This is a genomic window from Streptomyces sp. x-19 (assembly GCF_046549115.1).
Taxonomy (GTDB): domain Bacteria; phylum Actinomycetota; class Actinomycetes; order Streptomycetales; family Streptomycetaceae; genus Streptomyces; species Streptomyces albulus_C.
This window is the reverse complement of the sequence record NZ_JAJPWK010000016.1, coordinates 47,153-65,392: the sequence shown is the minus strand read 5'-3', so window position 1 is coordinate 65,392 and position 18,240 is coordinate 47,153. Positions and strand designations below refer to the sequence as shown.

Sequence of the window (18,240 nt, the reverse complement as noted above, 5' to 3'; positions counted from 1 at the left end):
CGCGGGTGGTGCGCCGGGCCGGTGGGTAGGGTCCGGCCGTGGAATTGCCCGGGGTGCAGCTCAGGACGCTGCTGGAGCTGACCCGGAGCCGCACCATGACCGCGGCGGCCGCGGCGCTGGGCTACACGCCGGGGGCGGTCTCCCAGCACATCGCGGCGTTGGAGCGGACGACCGGTGCCGAACTGGTGCGGCGGGCCGGGCGGCGGGTGGAGCTGACGGACGCCGGGCGGGTCCTGGCGGTGCACGCCGAGCGGATCCTGGGCGCCCAGGCCGAGGCGGTGGCGGCCCTGGAGCGGGCCCGGGGCGAGGTCGGCGGGCGGCTGCGGCTGGGGGTGTTCGGGACCGCGGCGGCGGTGCTGCTGCCGCCGGCGCTGCACCGGTTGGCGGCCCGGCACCCCGGGGTGCGGGTGGCGAGCCGCGAGGTGGACGTGGACCAGGCGTACGCGGAGGTGCTGGCCGGTCGGGTGGACCTGGCGCTGGGCCTGGACTATCCGGACGCGCCGCTGGATCGCGACGGGGCGGTGGAGTTGGTGCGGCTGCGCTCGGAGCGGTTCGCGTTGGCGGTGTCGGCGGGGCGGGCGCCCCGGGCGGCGGACCGTCGGCCGGTGTCCCTGGCGGCGGGCCACGACTGGATCCTGCCGGCGGCCGGCTCGTACTACGGGCGGGCGATCCGGAACGCCTGTCGCCGGGCCGGCTGCGAACCGCGGGTGGTGCACGAGGTGACGGACACCGCGACGTCGCTGGCGATGGTCGGGGCGGGGCTGGGGGTGGCGCCGCTGACGGGGCTGATGCTGCGGTTGCGGTCGGAGGGGATCGTGGCGGTGCCGCTGCGGGAGACCGTCGAGCGGCACGTCGTGGTCGCGGTCGGCTCGGCGGCGCGGGACCGGCCGTCGGTTGCCGCGCTGATCGCGGCGCTGCGGGCGGGGGCGGAGGGGGAGGCGGGCGCGACGGCGGACGGGGCGGCCGGGCATCCGGGGGCGGGCGGTGCGCCGTCCGGGTGCGGTGACGGGTGAGGGGAACGTCACACGCAGGAGTTCAGACCGGCGGGTCGGCTGTGGGTCGCCCGCAGGCGTGACCCCTCCCCCACACGGCCCAGTCGGCCGGGGATCAGCCGGCGGTGGCGTCGTCCGCGGGCGGCGGCCAGGTCGGACGGCTGTCGACCGGGACGTCGGCCAGGGCGTGGCCGACCGTCGGGTAGCAGGAGAAGACCCCCATCGACTGCGTGCCGACCAGGAGCTTGAGCATCCGGACGCCCAGGGACGCCAGCAGGAGCCGGCCCTCCAGGCGACGGCAGAGCCATTCCAGGGCGAGCAGGCAGCTCAGGCCCCGGGAGTCGCAGAACCGCAGCGCGGTCAGGTCGAGCACGAGGAAGCGGTGCCCGGCCGAGACGATGGACCGTGCCTCGGCGAGGAACGCCTGCTCGGTGCGGAGGTCGAGCTCCCCGCTGACCCGCAGCACCGCGCACTCGTCCTCCTGGACGAGTGCGGTGACCGCCAACGACCGCATCTCCGAGCTCATGCCGTCCAGCCTAAGCGCCGTCGTACCCCACACCACCGGGGTGTCACCGGCGCACGCCGGCGGGCTCGGGCGGCCGCCGCGGGCGCGCGCACGGCCAGGAACGGGCCCGGCGCCGGGCCGGCACCCCGGAGAACCGCGTCCACAAGCGCACAGAAACGGGCAGCTTTGGTGCCGTTGCGGGCAGCTGCGGGCGATTGATCTGTTGCTATAAACCTGGCTGCGGGCAGAAACGGGCACCACTGTGACCGAACGGAAAGCGATCCGTGCGGATCGTGACCGAACGGAAGACGGCGGACGGAGCGCGGCGGGAGGATTCCCGCCGGGGCAGGAGAGAGCCATGAGGGCCGAGGAACGCCAGAGCCGCCTCCTGGTGCTCGCCCGGCAGTCCGGACGCATCGAGGTCGCCGACGCCGCGGCGGAATTCGGGGTGGCCCGCGAGACCGTGCGGCGCGATCTGCGGGAGCTGGAGCGCCGGGGACTGGTCCGGCGCACGCACGGCGCGGCCTATCCGGTCGAGAGCGCCGGGTACGAGACCACGTTGGCGCGGCGGGAGACCCAACAGGTGCCGGAGAAGCGGCGGATCGCGGCGGCCGCGGCGGAGCTGGTCGGCGAGGCGGAGACGGTCTTCGTCGACGAGGGGTACACGCCCGAGCTGGTCGCGACGCTGCTGCCGACGGACCGGCCGCTGACCGTGCTGACCGCGTCGCTGCGCACCGCCTCGCTGGTCGCGGCGTCCGACGCCACGACCGTGCTGCTGGCCGGCGGGCGGGTGCGGGCCGGGACCCAGGCGACGGTCGGGCCGTGGTGCCGGGACATGCTCGCCGGTTTCGTGGTGGACCTGGCGTTCGTCGGCGCCAACGGGATCTCCCGGGAGCACGGGCTGACCACGCCCGACCCGGCGGTCGCCGACGTGAAGGCGCAGGCGGTGCGGTCGTCCCGGCGGCGGGTGCTGGTCGGCGTGCACAGCAAGTTCGGGGCCAGCAGCTTCTGCCGGTTCGCCGGGATCGGCGACCTGGACGTGATCGTCACCGACACCGGGCTCTCCGCTCCGGAGGCGCACCGCTACTCCCTCCTGGGGCCGCAGGTGCTCCGGGTCTGACACCGCGGTCCCGGCACCGCCCTCGGTCCGACCACCCGCACCTATCTGACATGCCCATGTTCGTTCATGCACAGGCCCGTCCCCCCACGGGCCGAGTCACCTTGGAAAGGCAGGAGCCGTGCGAGCACGATCCCCCGGAGCCGTCGGCGGCACGGGCCGCCGCGGGCGCTGGCTGGCCGCCGTCGTGGCGGCCCTGTCGTTGGCCACCGCTGGCTGCTACCGCGGCGCCGGCGGAACCGGCGACGACGGGCCGCGCACCCTCAACGTGTTGATGGTGAACAACCCGCAGATGGTGGACCTGCAACGGCTCACCGCCGAGCACTTCACCAAGGAGACCGGCATCCGGGTCCACTTCACCGTGCTGCCGGAGGACGACCTCCGCGACAAGATGAGCCAGGACTTCTCCAGCCAGGCCGGACAGTACGACGTGGCCAGCCTCAGCAACTACGAGACGCCCATCTACGCCCGCAACGGCTGGCTCACCCCGCTGGGCGAACGGGCCGCGAAGGACCCGGAGTTCGACCACAAGGACCTGCTCGCCCCGGTGCGCTCCTCGCTCACCGCGGCCGACGGCGAGGTCTACGCGGAGCCGTTCTACGGCGAGTCGTCGTTCCTGATGTACCGCAAGGACCTCTTCGAGGCCGCCGGGCTGACCATGCCCGCCCACCCCACGTGGGCCCAAGTGACCGCCATGTCAGCCAAGTTGGACGGCTCCCGGAAGGGCCTGAAGGGCATCTGCCTGCGCGGGCAGCCCGGTTGGGGGCAGTTGACCGCGCCGCTGACGACGGTGGTCAACACCTTCGGCGGGACGTGGTTCGACAAGGACTGGCGGGCCCGCGTGGACTCCCCCGAGTTCGCCAGGGCGGCCCGGTTCTACGTCGGACTGCTGCGCGCGCACGGGGAGCCCGGCGCACCGCAGGCCGGGTACACCGAGTGCCTCAACGACATGCAGCAGGGCAAGGTCGCCATGTGGTACGACGCGACCGCGGGGGCCGGTTCGCTGGAGAGCGCGGACTCGCCGGTCGCCGGCCGGATCGGGTACGCACCGGCACCGGTCGAGCGGACCGCCAGCGCGGGATGGCTCTACACCTGGGCCTGGGGCATCCAGAAGGCCAGCACGCACCAGGAGGCCGCCTGGGAGTTCGTCCGCTGGGCGTCCGGGAAGGCGTACGAGGAGTTGGCGGGGCGGGAACTGGGCTGGTCGCGGGTGCCCGCAGGGAAACGGGCCTCGCTCTACCGCGACCCGGACTACCTGAAGGAGGCCGGGGCGTTCGCCGCGGCGACCGAGCGGGCGATCACCTCGGCCCGTCCGGACGACCCGGGGGTGCAGCCGCGGCCGGCGCCCGGGATCCAGTTCGTGGGCATACCGGAGTTCTCGGACCTGGGCACCAAGGTGTCGCAGGAGATCAGCGCGGCGATCGCCGGCAAGCAGAGCGTGGACGACGCGCTGCGGGCGGGCCAGCGACTGGCGCGGGAGGTGTCCGATGCGTACACCGGTCGCTGAGCGGGCCAAGGGCTGGGCCCGGCGCGCCCCGCTGCTGCCCGCGCTGGTCTTCCTGATCCTGGTCACCCAACTGCCGTTCGTGGTCACGGTGGTGATCTCGTTCATGCGGTGGAACGCGCTGGCGCCCGACCACCGCGGGTTCGCCGCCTTCGACAACTACCGGGCGGTGGTCACCGATCCGGCGTTGCGCTCGTCGGTGGGCACGACGGTGCTGCTGACGGTGACGGTGGTGCTGGTCAGCCTGGTGTTGGGGCTGGGGCTGGCGCTGCTGCTGGACCGGAGCTTCCGCGGCCGGGGCGTCGTCCGCACCCTGCTGATCACCCCGTTCCTGGTGGTGCCGGTGGCCGCCGCGCTGCTGTGGAAGCACGCGCTCTACAACGCCTCGTACGGACTGTTCAACGGGGTGCTGACCTGGCTCTGGCACCTGTTCGGGGCCGGCGACCCGCCGCAGCCGGACTGGATGACCGACTCGCCGCTCCTCGCGGTCGAGCTGTCGCTGATCTGGCAGTGGACCCCGTTCATGATGCTGATCCTGCTGGCGGGGCTGCAGAGCCGACCCGCGGACGCGGTGGAGGCGGCCCGGATGGACGGCGCCTCGACGTTCGACGTCTTCCGCCACCTCACCCTGCCGCACCTGCGGCGCTACCTGGAACTGGCGGCGCTGCTGGGGACGGTGTACGTCGTGCAGAACTTCGACGCGGTGTTCACCCTCACCTCGGGCGGGCTGGGCACCGCCAACCTGCCCTACACCATCTACCAGACCTTCTACCAGGCCCATGACTACGGCCGGGCGTCCGCGCAGGGCGTCGTGGTGGTGCTCTGCTCACTGCTGGTGGCGAACTTCGCCCTGCGCACCGTGTCGTCCCTGCTGCGCGAGGAGATCACCCGATGACGCGAGGAGACCGCAGGGACGGACGGCGGGTGCGCGGGGCGGCACTGGGCCTGCTGGCCTGGGCGTGCGGGATCGCCTTCTTCCTGCCGGTGGCGTGGATGGTGCTGACCTCCTTCCACCGCGAGCCGGACGCCGCGACCAACCCTCCGAGCCTGCTGGCACCGCTCACCCTGCACGGCTACCGGGAGTTCTTCGGGGTCGGCGGCGCGGGGGTGAGTCCCTGGCCGCCGCTGCTCAACTCCCTGACGGCCTCGGTGGCTTCGACGCTGCTGGTGCTGGCGCTGGCGGTGCCGGCGGCGTACGCGCTGGCCATCCGGCCGGTGCGCAAGTGGCGGGACGTGCTGTTCTTCTTCCTCTCCACCAAGATGCTGCCGCTGGTGGCCGGGTTGCTGCCGGTCTACCTGGTCGCGCAGAACACCCGGATGCTGGACAGCATCTGGCTGCTGGTCATCCTCTACACCTCGATGAACCTGCCGATCGCGGTGTGGATGATGCGGTCGTTCCTGGCCGAGGTGCCGGTGGAGATCCTGGAGGCGGCGTCGATCGACGGGGCGGGGCTGCCCACGACGCTGCTGCGGATCGTGGGACCGGTCGCCCTGCCGGGCATCGCCGCGACCGCGCTGATCTCGTTCATCTTCAGCTGGAACGAGCTGCTGTTCGCGCGGGTGCTGACCGGCGTCGTGGCCGGCACCTCTCCGGTGTTCCTGACCGGACTGGTCACGAGCCAGGGGCTGTTCCTGGCGAAGGTGTGCGCGGCGGCCACCGTGGTGTCGCTGCCGGTGCTCGTCGCCGGGTTCGCCGCGCAGGACAAGCTGGTGCAGGGGCTGTCGCTGGGCGCGGTGAAGTGACCGCGGCGCACCGGCCGTCCCGTCCGGGCGGGCCGGCCGGTGCGGCCGATGCGGTCAACGGACGTCGCCGGCCCCGTCGGCCAGCGCGTCCGCCAGCCGGTCCAGGAACTCCCGCTGCGCGGTGACCAGCCGTGCGCGCGCCCGCTGGGGGGTGCACCACGCCACCCGGTCGACCTCCGGGAAGCTGCGGAGCGTCCCGGAGCCGCGCGGCCACTCCAGCTCGAAGGTGCCGGGCGTGATCGCCGCCGGGTCGAGGTCGCCCGCGACGGCCCAGACCGTCACCACTTTCCCGCCGGACTGGCGGACGTCCCCCAACGGCACGTACCGCCCCTCCGGGGGCGGCAGCCCCAGTTCCTCGGTGAACTCCCGGCGGGCGGCGGCCAGCGGCTCCTCCGGCGGCACGTACTCGCCTTTGGGCACCGACCAGGCGCCGGCGTCCCGACGGGCCCACAGCGGGCCGCCCATGTGCGCCAGCAGCACCTCGGTGCCGCCGTCGGCGCCGCTGCGGTGCAGCAGCAGTCCGGCGCTGCGTCTGCCTGCCATCGATCCGGTGCTCCCTTCCCGTCCGCCGCCTGGGGCCGGGTCAGCCGTGGGCGGCGCGCACGGTGTCGAGGGTGTCGGCCTCCGCGGCCGGCTTGTCGTCCCGGTAGCGCACCACGCGGGCGAACCGCAGGGTGACCCCGGCCGGGTAGCGGGACGAGGTCTGCAACCCGTCGTAGGCGATCTCCACGACGAGTTCCGGGCGGACCGTCACCACGTGCCCGTCGTCCGCCACGGCCAGCTCCTGGAGCCGCGCGGTCTGCCAGGTGAGGGTGGCGTCGGTGAGCCCCTTGAAGGTCTTGCCCAGCATGACGAACCCGCCGTCCGCGGCCCGCGCCCCCAGGTGCAGGTTGGAGAGCTTGCCGGTGCGGCGGCCGTGGCCCCACTCCGCCGCCAGCACCACCAGGTCCAGGGTGTGCACGGGCTTGACCTTCAGCCAGGCCGCGCCGCGGCGGCCGGCGCCGTAGGGCGCGTCGAGGGCCTTGACCACGACGCCCTCGTGGCCGCGCGCCAGGGTGCGGTCGAAGAACTCCGCGGCGGCGGCGCGCGCCCCGGGGTCGTCCGGGTCCGCCACCACGCAGCGCCGCACCCGGGCCGACTCCGGCACGCATGCGGCGAGTTCGGCGTGCCGCTGCTCGCCGGGGAGGTCCAGCAGCGCCCGGTCGTCGAGCGCGAGCAGGTCGAAGAAGACCGGGGTCAGCGGGAGGGCGGCCCGGGCCGCGGCGACGTCCGTGCGGGAGCCGAAGCGGCCGGCGACCCGCTGGAACGGGACCGGGCGCCCGTCCGGCCCCAGGGCGATCACCTCGCCGTCGAGGATCAGGCGCGCGGCGGGCAGCGCCCGGACGAGGGCCACGACCTCGGGCAGCCGGCCGGTGACCTCGTCCAGGGTGCGGGTGTGGATCCGCACGTCGGGGCCGTCCCGGTGCACCTGCACCCGGATGCCGTCGAGCTTCTCCTCCACGGCGCAGCGGCCGAGCCGGTCGATCGCCTCGGCCACCGAGGCGGCGGTCTGCGCGAGCATCGGTCCGACCGGCCGGCCGACGGTGAGCCGGAAGTCGGCCAAGGCCGGCGGCCCCTCCGAGAGCAGCGCCCGGGCGACGTCCGGGAGCGAGCCGGCGAGCATCACGGCGCGCCGGACCGCGTCCGGGGCCGCGCCGGTGGCGGCGGCGAGCCCCTCGACGGCGAGCGCGTCCAGGGCGCCCTGGCGGACCTCGCCGGTCAGCAGCCCGTGCAGGAAGCGCTGCTCCTCGGCGGTGGCGGCGGCGAGGAGGTCCCGGACCAGGCGCCGCCGCTCGGCCTGGGCACCGGGGCCGGCCACCCGGGCCAGCGTGGTCAGTGCCCGGTCCGCGTCCCGGACGGTGAGGGTGGCCCGGTCGGCGGGTGGCGGCGGGGCGCGCAGGGCGCTCCAGCCGACGCCGATCCTGCCCTGGGGCAGCCGCCCGGCCAGGTAGGGGATGACCACCGGGGCGTCCTCGGGGGCGGCGGCGCGGAACAGCTCGGCCAGCAGCGCCGTCTTCCGCGATCGGGCCGTGGTGGCGGCGACCTCCGCGGACACGCGGGCGACGGCGGCGAGCAGCATAGGGTCATCCTGCCCCCGTGCCGGCGCCGCCGCCCCCGGACCACCCCCTCCTCGAACATTCGCCCGATTACGGGGTCGGGCGTCCCCCGCCGGCGGTCACCGCCCGCTCTCGTGGACGATCTCGCCGCCGACGACGACGGTCTCCGCCACCGTGCCGGGGATGTCCTCGGGCGCGGCCCGGAGGATGTCCCGGGAGAGCACCACGAAGTCGGCGAGCTTGCCGACGGTCAGCGAACCCCGTTCCTCCTCCAGGAAGTTGGCGTACGCGGAGCCCATGGTGTAGGCGTGCACGGCGGTTTCGACGCTCACCGTCTCCTCGGGCTGCCAGGGCACGCCGCCGCCCAGCGGCTGCCGGGTGAGGGCGGTGTAGATGCCGATCATGGGGTCCATCTCGGCGACGTTCCAGTCGCTGGAGAAGGCCAGTACGGCACCGGCGGAGTGCAGGCTGCGCATCGGCCACGCCTTGTGCCAGCGCTCCGGACCCACGTTCTCCGCCCAGTCCTGACCGGGGCCGGCGATCTCCGGGGCGCAGTGCCGGGGCTGCATGCAGGCGACCACGCCCAGCTCGGCGAAGCGCGAGGTGTCCGCCGGGTCCAGGCATTCGACGTGCACGACCTGGTGGCGGGCGTCGCGGGGGCCGTTGGCCGCCCGGGCGGCCTCGACGGCGTCCAGGACGGTGCGGATGCCGCGGTCGCCGGTGGCGTGCACGAAGCACTGGAAGCCGCGCGCGTCCAGCTTGACCAGCAGCTCGCCGAATTCGGCGGCCGGGTAGAAGGTCTCGCCGCGGTGGTGGCCGCAGCCGGCGTAGGGCTCTAGGAGGGCCGCGGTGCGGGGTTCTACGACGTCGTCGATGTAGAGCTTGAGCGGGCCGACCCGCAGCCGGTCGTCGGTGAAGCGCTGCGCCGCGGCGGCGAAGTCGTCCAGGTCGGCGTCGGTGGTGCCGCGCGGGTGGAAGAGCGCCGCGACGATCCGGGAACGGAGTCGGCCCTCGGCGCGGGCGCGCTCGAAGAGGGAGAGGTCGTCGAGGGAGTTCTGGGGTTCCACGACGGTGGTGATGCCGAACCGGACGGCGTCGTCGAGGCTCTTGGCGAGCCGCCCGTACTGGCGGTCGGCGCTGGCCCACGGGACGCCGAGCTCCTTGAGGGCGCGGTGGCCGTCGCGGGAGAGGCCCTTGATCGCGAAGTCCTTGATGAATCCGGTGGGTTCGCCGGTTTCCGGGTCGGTCTCGGCCTCGCCGAACGGCAGGCTGGTGTGGTCCCGGTCGATGCCCAGGCGGCGCAGTGCGGCGGTGTTCAACCAGGCGGTGTGCACGTCGTAGCTGAGGACGAAGGCGGGGGTGTCGCCGGTGGCCGGGTCGAGGTCGGTGGCGCGCGGCATCCGGCCGTCGGGGATCGCGGAGTAGTCGAACGCCTCGGCCTCGATCCACTCGGCGTCGGGGTGCGCGGCGTGCCACGTGCGGATCTCGTGGTGGATGGCGTCCAGAGTGCGGACGCCGGCGAGTTGGACGCAGGCGTCGTCGGAGCCGAGCCGGACGTGGTTGTGGGCGTCGATGAATCCGGGGAGCACCAGCCGGCCGCCGGCGTCGATGACCGTGGTGTCGGGGCCGGTCCAGCGGGCGGCGTCGGCGTCCGCGCCGAGCCAGGCGATCCGGCCGTCGCGCACGGCGAGTGCCTGGGCCGCCGGCAGCTCCGGGTCGACGGTGTGGATGCGGGCGCCGGTGAGGACCAGGTCGGCGGGTCCGGTCGGGGCGGTGGTACGGGACATCGCGGGGTCTCCTGGGTCGTGCGGTGGTACGGACGATCGGTTGGTCGGGAGGGGCCGGGGGCCGGGAGGGGCGCCGTGGCGGGGCGGAGCGGGCGGGTCAGGCGGCCGGGGTGGTGGCGGCGACCGTGCGCCGGGCGAGCGCCCAGTAGACGAGGCCGGAGACGACGGCACCGAGGAGGGTGAGGTCGGCGCCGCCCAGCGGGGCGACCAGCGGGCCGGTCCACAGTTCGGAGTGGCAGGTCAGCGCGGCGAAGGCCATGCCGATCAGGAGGGCCGCCATGCCCGGGGCGTGGTACCCGTTGCGGTACCAGTACCGGCCGGCCGGGCCGGTGTGCAGCGACCCGGTGTCGTAGCGGCAGCGGCGCATCAGCATGTCGGCCAGGAAGACCCCGCCCCAGGGGGCGAAGACGATGATCAACAGGGAGAGAAAGGAGAGCAGCGACTCGGTGAAGTCGGTGAAGAACAGGGCGCCCAGCGCGCCGAGCGCGGTGACGGCGGCGCTGATCAGGATCGCCTTGGAGCGGCTCCAGGGGATGCCGAGGACCTGGAGGTTCAGGCTGGACGAGTAGAGCGTGATGATCGAGTTGGTGACCGAGCCGAGCAGCACCAGGGCCAGGAAGGCGGCCTGGAACCACCCCGGGAGCAGCTTCTCCGTGCCGGCCACCGCGTCGGTCATCTCGGTGCGGGTCGCCGCCGCCGCGCCGATCGCCCCGAGCGCCACCGAGGAGACGAAGCCACCGAGGGCGCCGTACCAGGTCAGCGAGCGCAGCGAGGTGGACTGCGGCAGGTAGCGCGTGTAGTCGGCGGGCATCGGCACGTACGAGATGGGGCCGGCCAGCATCACCACGAACGCCAGGCTCCAGCCCGCGGCGCCGGCCGGGCCTCCGGGGGCGTTGACGTGCGCCCCGGGCAGCACGAGGACCAGCAGCGCGGCGAAGCCGACGGCCAGTACGTAGGCCATCCAGCGTTCGGCGAACTGGACGGTGGCGTGCCCCCACATCGCCACCACGAAGGTCAGGGCGAGGGTGATCAGCAGCGCCAGGGCGCGGCCGGCGGCGCCCCCCTGCCAGCCCAGGTCGACGAAGAAGGCTTCCAGGGCGAGCGTGCCGACGACCGTGTTGACGATGGTGTAGCCGATGCTCACCACCCAATTGAGCAGGCCGGCGGGCCAGTTGCCGCGGACGCCGAAGGCGGCGCGGGAGATCACCAGGGTGGCGGTGCCGGTGCGGATGCCGCTCAGGCCGGCGGCGCTGATCACGAAGAACGCCAGTCCGCCGAGCACGATCACGCCAATGGCCTGCCAGAAGGAGAGGCCGAAGGAGACCGCGAGCGCACCGTTGATCACGTAGGTGAAGGTGAGGTTGGAGCCGAACCAGAGCCAGAAGACGTCGCGGGCGCTGCCGTGCCGCTCGTCGTCGGGGATCGGGTCGATGCCGTGGGTCTCGACCTTGAAGACCTCGTCACTCTCCCGTTGGGCACCGGCCGTACGGCGCTGACCTGCGGTTCCGTCGGGATCGACGGTGCCGATACCCGCGGTGTCCGGCTGCTGCTGTGCCATCGCACCTGCCCTTCCGTACCCACACAAATCTTGAATGCCGTTCTAAGTTCTAGAACGGCATTCAAGATGTGCGACCACTCCCCCGGTCGTCAAGACCTCTGCACGAATTCGCCGATAGGGTCGGCTTCAGAGGGCAACACGAGCGAAGGGCACCACGGGTGGGACGGGCGGCACGACGGCGCGACGGGCACATCGCCCAGGAGCGCATGCTGGAGGAGGCGATGGCGGCCATCGCCGAGGACGGACTGGCCGCGCTCACCATGTCGGCCCTCGCCGAGCGGCTGGGCACCAGCGGCGGCCACATCCTCTACTACTTCGGCAGCAAGGACCTGCTGCTGCTGGAGGCGCTCCGGTGGAGCGAGGCCGCCCTCGCCGAGGAGCGCACGGCGCTGCTGGCACGGCGGCTGACCGCGGAGCGCAAGCTCGACCTCTTCCTGGAGCTCTACCTGCCGCGCGGACCGCGCGACGCCCGCTGGATGCTGTGGATCGAACTGTGGGCCCGCACCCCCTCCAACGACGAGCTGCACCGCGCGCAGGAGGAGATGGACCAGGGGTGGCAGGACGATCTGACCTCGCTGCTCGCCAAGGGGGTGGCGCGCGGCCGCTTCGCCCCGATGGACACCACCGCGCGGGCCGGTGAACTCCTGGCGCTGCTCGACGGGTTGAGCACCCGGGTGGTCCTCGGACAGCGCGGCACGGACCACGACCGGGCGCTGACCGTGGCCCGTTCGGCGGCCCGCCGACTGATCGGCCGGCCCGAGTGACCCGGGCGGGCCGCACGGCCCGCCCGGAGGCACCACCGACGGCACCCCCAGCCCCGGCCGCACCCCCGGATTCCCCGGCGGCCGGGGCGCCAGGCGGCGGTACCGTGGAGGGGTGACCGCGCCCCGCGCCCCGGAACCCCTCGGCGCCGACGGGAGCCCTTCCCGTCCGGCCGCCGTCACGCACGTCTGGTACGCGGCGTACGGGTCCAACACCCACCCGGAGCGGTTCCGGCACTACCTCGCCGGGGGCCGCCCGCCGGGCGGGCGACGGGAGTTCCCCGGCTGCCGCGACCCCCGCCCGCCCCGATGCAGCACCCCGCTCCTGTTGCGCGGCCGGCTCTACTTCGCCACCGAATCGGCGGTGTGGACCGGCGGTCGCGCCTTCTACGACCCTGACGTCGACGGCGAACTCCCCGCCCGCGGCTACCTCCTGACGCCCTCTCAGTTCTCGGACGTCGCGGCCCAGGAGATGTACCGCACCCCGGAGGGCGACCTCGACCTGACGGGGGTCCTCACCCGCGGACGCGACCGGCTCGGGCCGGGCCGCTACGAGACGCTGGTCTGCGCCGGTCGGCTCGACGGCCACCCCGTGCTGACCTTCACCGCGCCCTGGCGCAGCACCGAGGTCCCCCCGAACCCGCCGTCCGCCGCCTACCTGCGGCACATCGCGGCGGGCATCAGCACCACGCACGGCTGGAACCCGCACCGAACCGCGACCCATCTCGCCGCGTGCCCGGGGGTGCACCCACGGTGGTCGGTCCAGGCCATCGCGGAGCTGCTGGCCCCGGCGGCACGCCCCGGCCCCGTCCCGCCGGGCCCGCCCTGACTTGCGGAACGACCTCGGATGGGGTTATGCCGGTTCTAGGTGTGAACGTGGCTTCCGACTCCCCTGAGTAGGGGGTGCACACAGTGCTGTTCACCGACCGCGCGGACGCCGGACGGCAGCTGGCCGAGGCGTTGCGCCATGTGGCGAAGGACGATCCCGTCGTCCTGGGGCTGCCCCGCGGCGGGGTGCCGGTGGCCTATCAGGTGGCCCAGGCGCTCGGCGCCCCCCTCGACGTGATCGTGGTCCGCAAGCTCGGCGTCCCGTACCAACCGGAGCTGGGGTTCGGCGCGATCGGCGAGGGCGGCGTGCGGGTCCTCAGCGAGGACATCATCCGCCGGGGCCGGATCGGACCGGCAGACGTCGACGCGGTGCAGCGCACCGAGGAGGCGGAACTCGCCCGGCAGGCGGGGCGGTTCCGGGCCGGCCGGCGACGGTTGCCGCTCGACGGCCGCACCGCGATCGTCATCGACGACGGCATCGCGACCGGGGCGACCGCGGCCGCCGCCTGCCGGGTGGTCCGCGCCCAGGGCGCCGCCCGGGTCGTGCTGGCGGTGCCGGTGGCCCCGCCGGACGCGGCCGCGCGCCTGCGCACCGCGGCCGACGAGTTCGTCTGCCTGTCGACCCCGTACGCGTTCTCCGCGGTGGGCGAGTGGTACCGGGACTTCTCCCAGACCTCGGACGACGAGGTGATCGCGCTGCTGTCCCAGGCGGCGGGCGGCACCACCGAACGGGCCGGCGCGACCGCCGTCGGCCCGCGGGCGGCACGCGGCGCGGGAGGCACCGAGGAGGTGCGGATCGAGGCCGGTCCGGTCCGGCTGACCGGCGACCTCACCCTGGCCGCCGGCGGTCCGATCGTGATGTTCGCGCACGGCTCCGGCAGCAGCCGGCGCAGCCCGCGCAACCGCGCGGTGGCCGCGACGCTGAACCGCGCCGGCCTGGGCACCCTGCTCTTCGACCTGCTCACCCCGGCCGAGGAGGCCGACCGGGCCAAGGTCTTCGACATCGACACCCTGGCCCGCCGCCTGGCCGAGGCCACCCGCTGGCTCCGCGCCCGGGAAGCCGTCCCGATCGGCTACTTCGGCGCCAGCACCGGCGCCGCGGCCGCCCTCAGGGCCGCCGCCTACCCCGACGCGGACATCGGCGCCGTGGTCTCCCGCGGCGGTCGCCCCGACCTCGCGGGCCACTCCCTGCTCGCCTCCGTACAGGCCCCGACGCTGTTGATCGTGGGCGGCGCCGACACCCTCGTCCTCGACCTCAACCGCCAGGCCCAGTCGGCGCTGACCTGCGAGAACCACCTCGAAATCGTCCCCGGAGCCACCCATCTCTTCGAGGAACGGGGGGCCTTGGACACGGTGTCCGCCCTTGCGCGCGACTGGTTCACCCGGCACTTCCACCTGCTCCCGGCGTGACGCCGGGGCGCGGCCCGACCGGCGCCGCCGCGTCCGCCCGGCCCGCCACGACTCCACACCGCTGCGACCGCACGACGACGGTGGCCGACGGACTCCCCGTCGACCACCGTCGTGGCACTGCCCGGCGGACACGCCCTAGTAGCGCAACGCCCCCGCGATGCCGCCCACCTCGGCGAGCACGCCGTCCGGCACGAACCGCACCTCGGCGCCGGTGTCCAGGGACCGCTCGACGATCGAGTCCACGAGGTCGTCGACGGCGTCCCGGGCACTGGGGTCGGCCGGCGCCACGTGGCCGCCGGTCTCCCGTACGGTCTCCCGGTAGTTCTCCTCCACGGCCAGCAGGGCGACCCGGCCGCTCTCGGCGCTCTGCCGGATCTCGTCCAGTCCCGCCGCGAAGGTCCGCCGCCCGCGGGCCCGGTCCAGCTGGGCCAGCACGTCGGCGACTTCGGCCTCCGCGCGCTTCTCCGCGTACGGGCGGACGGCCTGCCAGAGGGACTCGGACGGTCCGGCGGCCAACCCGGCCTGCGGCACCTGCGTCACCGCGATCTTCAGGCCGGTGCCGCCCCGCATGACCGTCCCCGCGTCGTCGAAGAGGGAGAGCGCGGGCGCCTCACCGACCACGTACAGCGGCCGGGGGTCGGCCTTGAGGACGGTGGCCAGCGCGGTGTCCGCCTCCCGCAGGAACTTGCGGGTGTGCTCGTTGCGGAAGGTGCTGGGCACGTCGCCCACCTGCAACTGGTCCTCGGGGTCGGGGTCGACCAGGCTGCGGGTCAGCGGGAAGCCGCCGCGCCGCACCTCGGTGAGACGGTCCACCGCACCGCTCCACAGGGTGACGTGGTCGGCGGAGAGCGCCAGCACCCAGAAGGGGTGCTCGGCGGCGTGCGCGGCGACGAGGTTGCGGGTCAGGAAGGTGTCCGAGAGCACCACCCGGGCCGGCACCGTGCTACCCAACGACCACACCTGGTGCTCCCCCGGCGCGGCGAAGAGGACCATGCCGTCCTCGGCGTGTGCCAGGTCGACCTCCGCCGCCGCCTTGTCCAACTGCTCGATGACGTCGATCCGTCGCTCCCTGGAGACGTTCGGATCGGCCTGGAGCCGCTCCTTCGCCTCGGCGAGCATGTTCCGCAGCAGGACCGGGTCCTGTGCGTTGTCCGGCTCACGACGGTGCGTGGGCATCAGCACCGACACGGCCGGATAGGGCCGCTGCCGGCGAAGCTTGGCGAGGTCAGCGGAGCTGAGCGCAGCATGCATCGGAACCCTTCTTTCGACGAGCGGATTCACGGAGCTTTCGATGGGCGGATCGGCTGGCACGACCTCACGGAACGGGTCCGGAACGGGCTCCCGGACCCGCACCCCGTCCACCCCCGGCGCCTTACCACACTATGAACGATATGCCCGATTCCCCGGTGGGGCAGCAGGTGCCGCGGCACCGCACCCGGGCCCGCGCGGCGGGGGATTCCGGCCCGGTCAGCGGCGCTGCGGCCCCGGAAGCGACCTTGCGCCATCCGTGGTGTCATCGAAGGGAAGACGCCGTGCGAACGCGCGGACGCCGCGCGAGGCGCCCGGTCGTCGCCCCGCACGGGCCCGCATCGGCACGCCGGAACGACGCGGCGGAGCACACCGGACGGGCCGGCGGGCAGCACACGGCCGAGAACGCCGCGCGGACCACCAGTCAAGAACCACCATCGCCGAGAACGCTGTGACAGCGGGAGGAACCATGGCCGGCAAGCTGCGAGCCCGGGACATCATGACCGGCGGCGTGCAATGCGTCGGTGCGCACCAGTCGTTGAAGGACGCGGCGCAGATGATGCGCGACCTGAAGGTCGGCGCCCTGCCGATCTGCGGTGACAACAACAGGCTGACGGGGATGATCACCGACCGGGACATCGTCATCAGGTGCTGCGCCGAGGGCATCGACCCGTCGACGGTGCAGGCCGGTTCGTTGCAGAGCAAGATCCACTGGATCGACGCCGAAGCGGACGCCGGCGAGGTCCTGCGCACCATGGAGCAGCACCAGATCAAGCGCCTGCCGGTGATCGACGTCAAGGGCGGCCACCAACTGGTGGGCATGATCACCGAGGCCAACCTCGCCAAGACCCTCACCGAATCCCAGGTGGCCGAATTCGCCACCCGCGTCTACGCCACGGCCTGACGCCACCGCAGGACTCCCGGCGGCCGGGCCCGCACCCGGCCGCCGCGGACCCCGCCACCGACCCCTACAGGTCGGCCTCCTCGCCGAGGTACAACCCGGCGAACGCCTTGGCCGCGGCCTCCGAACCGAGCAGCCGCCGCAGCCGGGCCGCGGCCGTCCCGGCCCGGAACCGGTCGCCGGACGACGCGCCGTGCAACACCTCCGAGAGCCACTGCGAGAACTCCAGGTACTGCCAGACCCGTCGCAGCGCCGCCGCCGAGTACCCGGCCAGGGGACGGTCGTCGCCCTTGTAGTGGGCGATCAGCGCCCCGCCGAGCAGCAGCGCGTCGTTGATCGCGAGGTTCATGCCCTTCGCCGCGATCGGCGCGAGCAGGTGCGCCGCGTCGCCGGCCAGGTGCAGCCGGCCGTACGCCATCGGCTCCACCACGTAGTTGTGCATCGCCAGCACGGTCTTCTCGCTCAACGGGCCCTCGTGCAGCGGCCGGGCGCCGTCCGCGGCGAGCCGGACGCGCAGTTCCCCCCACACCCGCTCGTCGGGCCAGTCCGCCGCCGCGTCCCCGGCCGGGACCTCCAGGTAGTACCGGGTGACCCGGGCGCTGCGCGCCATGTGCGCGCCGAATCCGCGCGGGTGGATGCCGAACACCACGCCGTCCGCGGACGGCGGCGCCTCGGCCAGCACCGCGAGCCACGCGACCCCGTGGTCGTGACGGGTCATCCGCACCCGCCCGTCGGGTATCGCGGCCCGGCTGACCCCGCGCGCCCCGTCCGCGCCCACGACGTGGTCGCAGGCGATCCGGTGCCGCTCGCCGGTGTGCGGATCGCGGTACGAGACCGCGGCCCGCGGCCCGTCGAGGTCGTGCAGCTGCACGTCGCGCACCTCGAAGCGCACCGCGCCACCCGCCCGGTCCGCGTACGCAGCGAGGAGGTCGCCGACCAACAGCGGCTGCGGATAGACGAAGTGCCGCCGGCCCGACAGCCGGGCGGTCCGCACGGTGTGCCGGGCGCCGTCGACACGGAACTCGAACTCCCCTTGCGTCTCGGCCCGTTCCCACAACCGCTCGGCCAGCCCGTGCCGGCCGAGCGCCCGCACCGCCCACTCCTCGACGAACCCGGCGCGCGGCCGCCGCTCGACGAACTCCCGGCTCTCCGCCTCCAGTACGAGGCAGTCGACGCCGGCGGCCCGCAGCACGTTGGCCACGGTCAGCCCGGCGGGTCCGGCCCCGATGACGACGACGTCGGCACGGTCGGTGGGCGAAGCGGCGGGCGAGGGGGAGGGCGAGGACACGGCGGGCGGTTCCCTTCGGGCCGGGCGGAGGATCGCTCGCAGTATGGCGGTTGGCCGAAATCCCGCGCCCGGCGCCCCGGTTGAGACTCCCACCCGGGGCCCGCGCAATCCCGTACCACTGCCGCCATTTCCGCACGTAACCCCCGCCCGACCGCGCCGGAACGCCGTCCGAGAACGGCCGCGGGCCCCTGTGGTGCGCATCCACAGGGGCCCGCGGCCGGCGCGCGTGCGCCGCGTCTGCTCAGGAGCCGTCGCCGCGGTCCTTCAGCGAGTCCTTCATGCCCCGGGCCTTCTCCTTGGCGCCGTGCATGGCGCCCTTGGTCTTGCCCTTGGCCTGGTCGGTGCGGCCCTCGGCGGTCATCCGCTCGTTGCCGGTGGCCTTGCCGGTCATCTCCTTGGCCTTGCCCTTCATCTTGTCCATCGAGCCCTTGTCGGCCATCGCGAACTCCTTCGTCCGGTGGGGAGGGTGCGGAGCCTCGGCGGGGGCGTGAGGCTCCGCCAC

At 74.0% G+C, this 18,240-nt stretch carries 17 protein-coding genes; 9 read left to right on the top strand and 8 right to left on the bottom strand.

Annotated features, from left to right (window positions below; genetic code table 11):
• Positions 1 to 38 precede the first annotated feature (38 nt).
• Complete coding sequence (locus ACLJT4_RS29035) at positions 39 to 1,013, top strand: LysR substrate-binding domain-containing protein (protein ID WP_411126694.1); 975 nt, start codon at positions 39 to 41, stop codon at positions 1,011 to 1,013.
• A gap of 94 nt (positions 1,014 to 1,107) precedes the next feature.
• Here the strand turns inward: ACLJT4_RS29035 and ACLJT4_RS29030 are convergent, their stop codons facing one another.
• Positions 1,108 to 1,518 (bottom strand): STAS domain-containing protein, encoded by a 411-nt coding sequence (locus ACLJT4_RS29030; protein ID WP_016578903.1) that lies wholly within the window; start codon positions 1,516 to 1,518, stop codon positions 1,108 to 1,110.
• Between the two features lie 337 nt (positions 1,519 to 1,855).
• On the opposite strand from ACLJT4_RS29030, the gene ACLJT4_RS29025 reads away from it, so the two are divergent.
• The 4 genes from ACLJT4_RS29025 to ACLJT4_RS29010 all read left to right on the top strand — a co-directional run bounded on the left by ACLJT4_RS29025 (position 1,856) and on the right by ACLJT4_RS29010 (position 5,861).
• Positions 1,856 to 2,617 (top strand): DeoR/GlpR family DNA-binding transcription regulator, encoded by a 762-nt coding sequence (locus tag ACLJT4_RS29025; protein ID WP_020931236.1) that lies wholly within the window; start codon positions 1,856 to 1,858, stop codon positions 2,615 to 2,617.
• 118 nt (positions 2,618 to 2,735) lie between these two features.
• Positions 2,736 to 4,121, top strand: a complete 1,386-nt coding sequence (locus ACLJT4_RS29020) for an ABC transporter substrate-binding protein (RefSeq protein WP_411126691.1) — start codon at positions 2,736 to 2,738, stop codon at positions 4,119 to 4,121.
• Positions 4,102 to 5,013 (top strand): carbohydrate ABC transporter permease, encoded by a 912-nt coding sequence (locus ACLJT4_RS29015; protein ID WP_044379479.1) that lies wholly within the window; start codon positions 4,102 to 4,104, stop codon positions 5,011 to 5,013. Before ACLJT4_RS29020 ends, ACLJT4_RS29015 begins: the two co-directional genes overlap by 20 nt.
• Positions 5,010 to 5,861 (top strand): carbohydrate ABC transporter permease, encoded by an 852-nt coding sequence (locus tag ACLJT4_RS29010; RefSeq protein ID WP_411126689.1) that lies wholly within the window; start codon positions 5,010 to 5,012, stop codon positions 5,859 to 5,861. Before ACLJT4_RS29015 ends, ACLJT4_RS29010 begins: the two co-directional genes overlap by 4 nt.
• Before the next feature lie 54 nt (positions 5,862 to 5,915).
• Here ACLJT4_RS29010 and ACLJT4_RS29005 read toward each other — a convergent pair whose 3' ends face one another.
• The 4 genes from ACLJT4_RS29005 to ACLJT4_RS28990 form a co-directional block, all read right to left on the bottom strand.
• The gene (locus ACLJT4_RS29005) at positions 5,916 to 6,404 is read right to left on the bottom strand and encodes an NUDIX domain-containing protein (RefSeq protein ID WP_411126687.1); all 489 of its coding nucleotides are present in this window, start codon (positions 6,402 to 6,404) and stop codon (positions 5,916 to 5,918) included.
• 40 nt (positions 6,405 to 6,444) lie between these two features.
• Positions 6,445 to 7,980, bottom strand: coding sequence for an ATP-dependent DNA ligase (locus tag ACLJT4_RS29000; RefSeq protein ID WP_411126685.1), 1,536 nt, complete (start codon positions 7,978 to 7,980; stop codon positions 6,445 to 6,447).
• A 96-nt stretch (positions 7,981 to 8,076) separates the two neighbouring features.
• Positions 8,077 to 9,744 carry an amidohydrolase gene (locus ACLJT4_RS28995; protein WP_411126683.1) on the bottom strand — a complete coding sequence of 556 codons (1,668 nt, stop codon included), beginning with the start codon at positions 9,742 to 9,744 and terminating at the stop codon, positions 8,077 to 8,079.
• Between the two features lie 97 nt (positions 9,745 to 9,841).
• Entirely contained in the window at positions 9,842 to 11,302 is a 1,461-nt protein-coding gene (locus tag ACLJT4_RS28990) for a purine-cytosine permease family protein (protein ID WP_411126681.1), read from the bottom strand.
• 158 nt (positions 11,303 to 11,460) lie between these two features.
• Between ACLJT4_RS28990 and ACLJT4_RS28985 the strand changes: the two genes are divergently transcribed.
• The 3 genes from ACLJT4_RS28985 to ACLJT4_RS28975 all read left to right on the top strand — a co-directional run bounded on the left by ACLJT4_RS28985 (position 11,461) and on the right by ACLJT4_RS28975 (position 14,301).
• Positions 11,461 to 12,066, top strand: coding sequence for a TetR/AcrR family transcriptional regulator (locus tag ACLJT4_RS28985; RefSeq protein WP_411126679.1), 606 nt, complete (start codon positions 11,461 to 11,463; stop codon positions 12,064 to 12,066).
• Between the two features lie 112 nt (positions 12,067 to 12,178).
• The gene (locus ACLJT4_RS28980) at positions 12,179 to 12,892 is read left to right on the top strand and encodes a histone deacetylase (protein WP_411126677.1); all 714 of its coding nucleotides are present in this window, start codon (positions 12,179 to 12,181) and stop codon (positions 12,890 to 12,892) included.
• 83 nt (positions 12,893 to 12,975) lie between these two features.
• Positions 12,976 to 14,301 (top strand): phosphoribosyltransferase family protein, encoded by a 1,326-nt coding sequence (locus tag ACLJT4_RS28975; RefSeq protein ID WP_411126675.1) that lies wholly within the window; start codon positions 12,976 to 12,978, stop codon positions 14,299 to 14,301.
• A 135-nt stretch (positions 14,302 to 14,436) separates the two neighbouring features.
• Here the strand turns inward: ACLJT4_RS28975 and ACLJT4_RS28970 are convergent, their stop codons facing one another.
• Positions 14,437 to 15,552, bottom strand: a complete 1,116-nt coding sequence (locus ACLJT4_RS28970; RefSeq protein WP_411126673.1) for a chemotaxis protein — start codon at positions 15,550 to 15,552, stop codon at positions 14,437 to 14,439.
• A gap of 466 nt (positions 15,553 to 16,018) precedes the next feature.
• On the opposite strand from ACLJT4_RS28970, the gene ACLJT4_RS28965 reads away from it, so the two are divergent.
• Positions 16,019 to 16,453 carry a CBS domain-containing protein gene (locus tag ACLJT4_RS28965; protein WP_411126671.1) on the top strand — a complete coding sequence of 145 codons (435 nt, stop codon included), beginning with the start codon at positions 16,019 to 16,021 and terminating at the stop codon, positions 16,451 to 16,453.
• 64 nt (positions 16,454 to 16,517) lie between these two features.
• Here ACLJT4_RS28965 and ACLJT4_RS28960 read toward each other — a convergent pair whose 3' ends face one another.
• Complete coding sequence (locus ACLJT4_RS28960; protein ID WP_411126669.1) at positions 16,518 to 17,738, bottom strand: 4-hydroxybenzoate 3-monooxygenase; 1,221 nt, start codon at positions 17,736 to 17,738, stop codon at positions 16,518 to 16,520.
• Positions 17,739 to 17,979: 241 nt separating this feature from the next.
• On the bottom strand, positions 17,980 to 18,177 hold the full coding sequence (locus ACLJT4_RS28955) for a CsbD family protein (protein ID WP_411126667.1): 198 nt from the start codon (positions 18,175 to 18,177) through the stop codon (positions 17,980 to 17,982).
• Between the last annotated feature and the right edge of the window lie 63 nt (positions 18,178 to 18,240).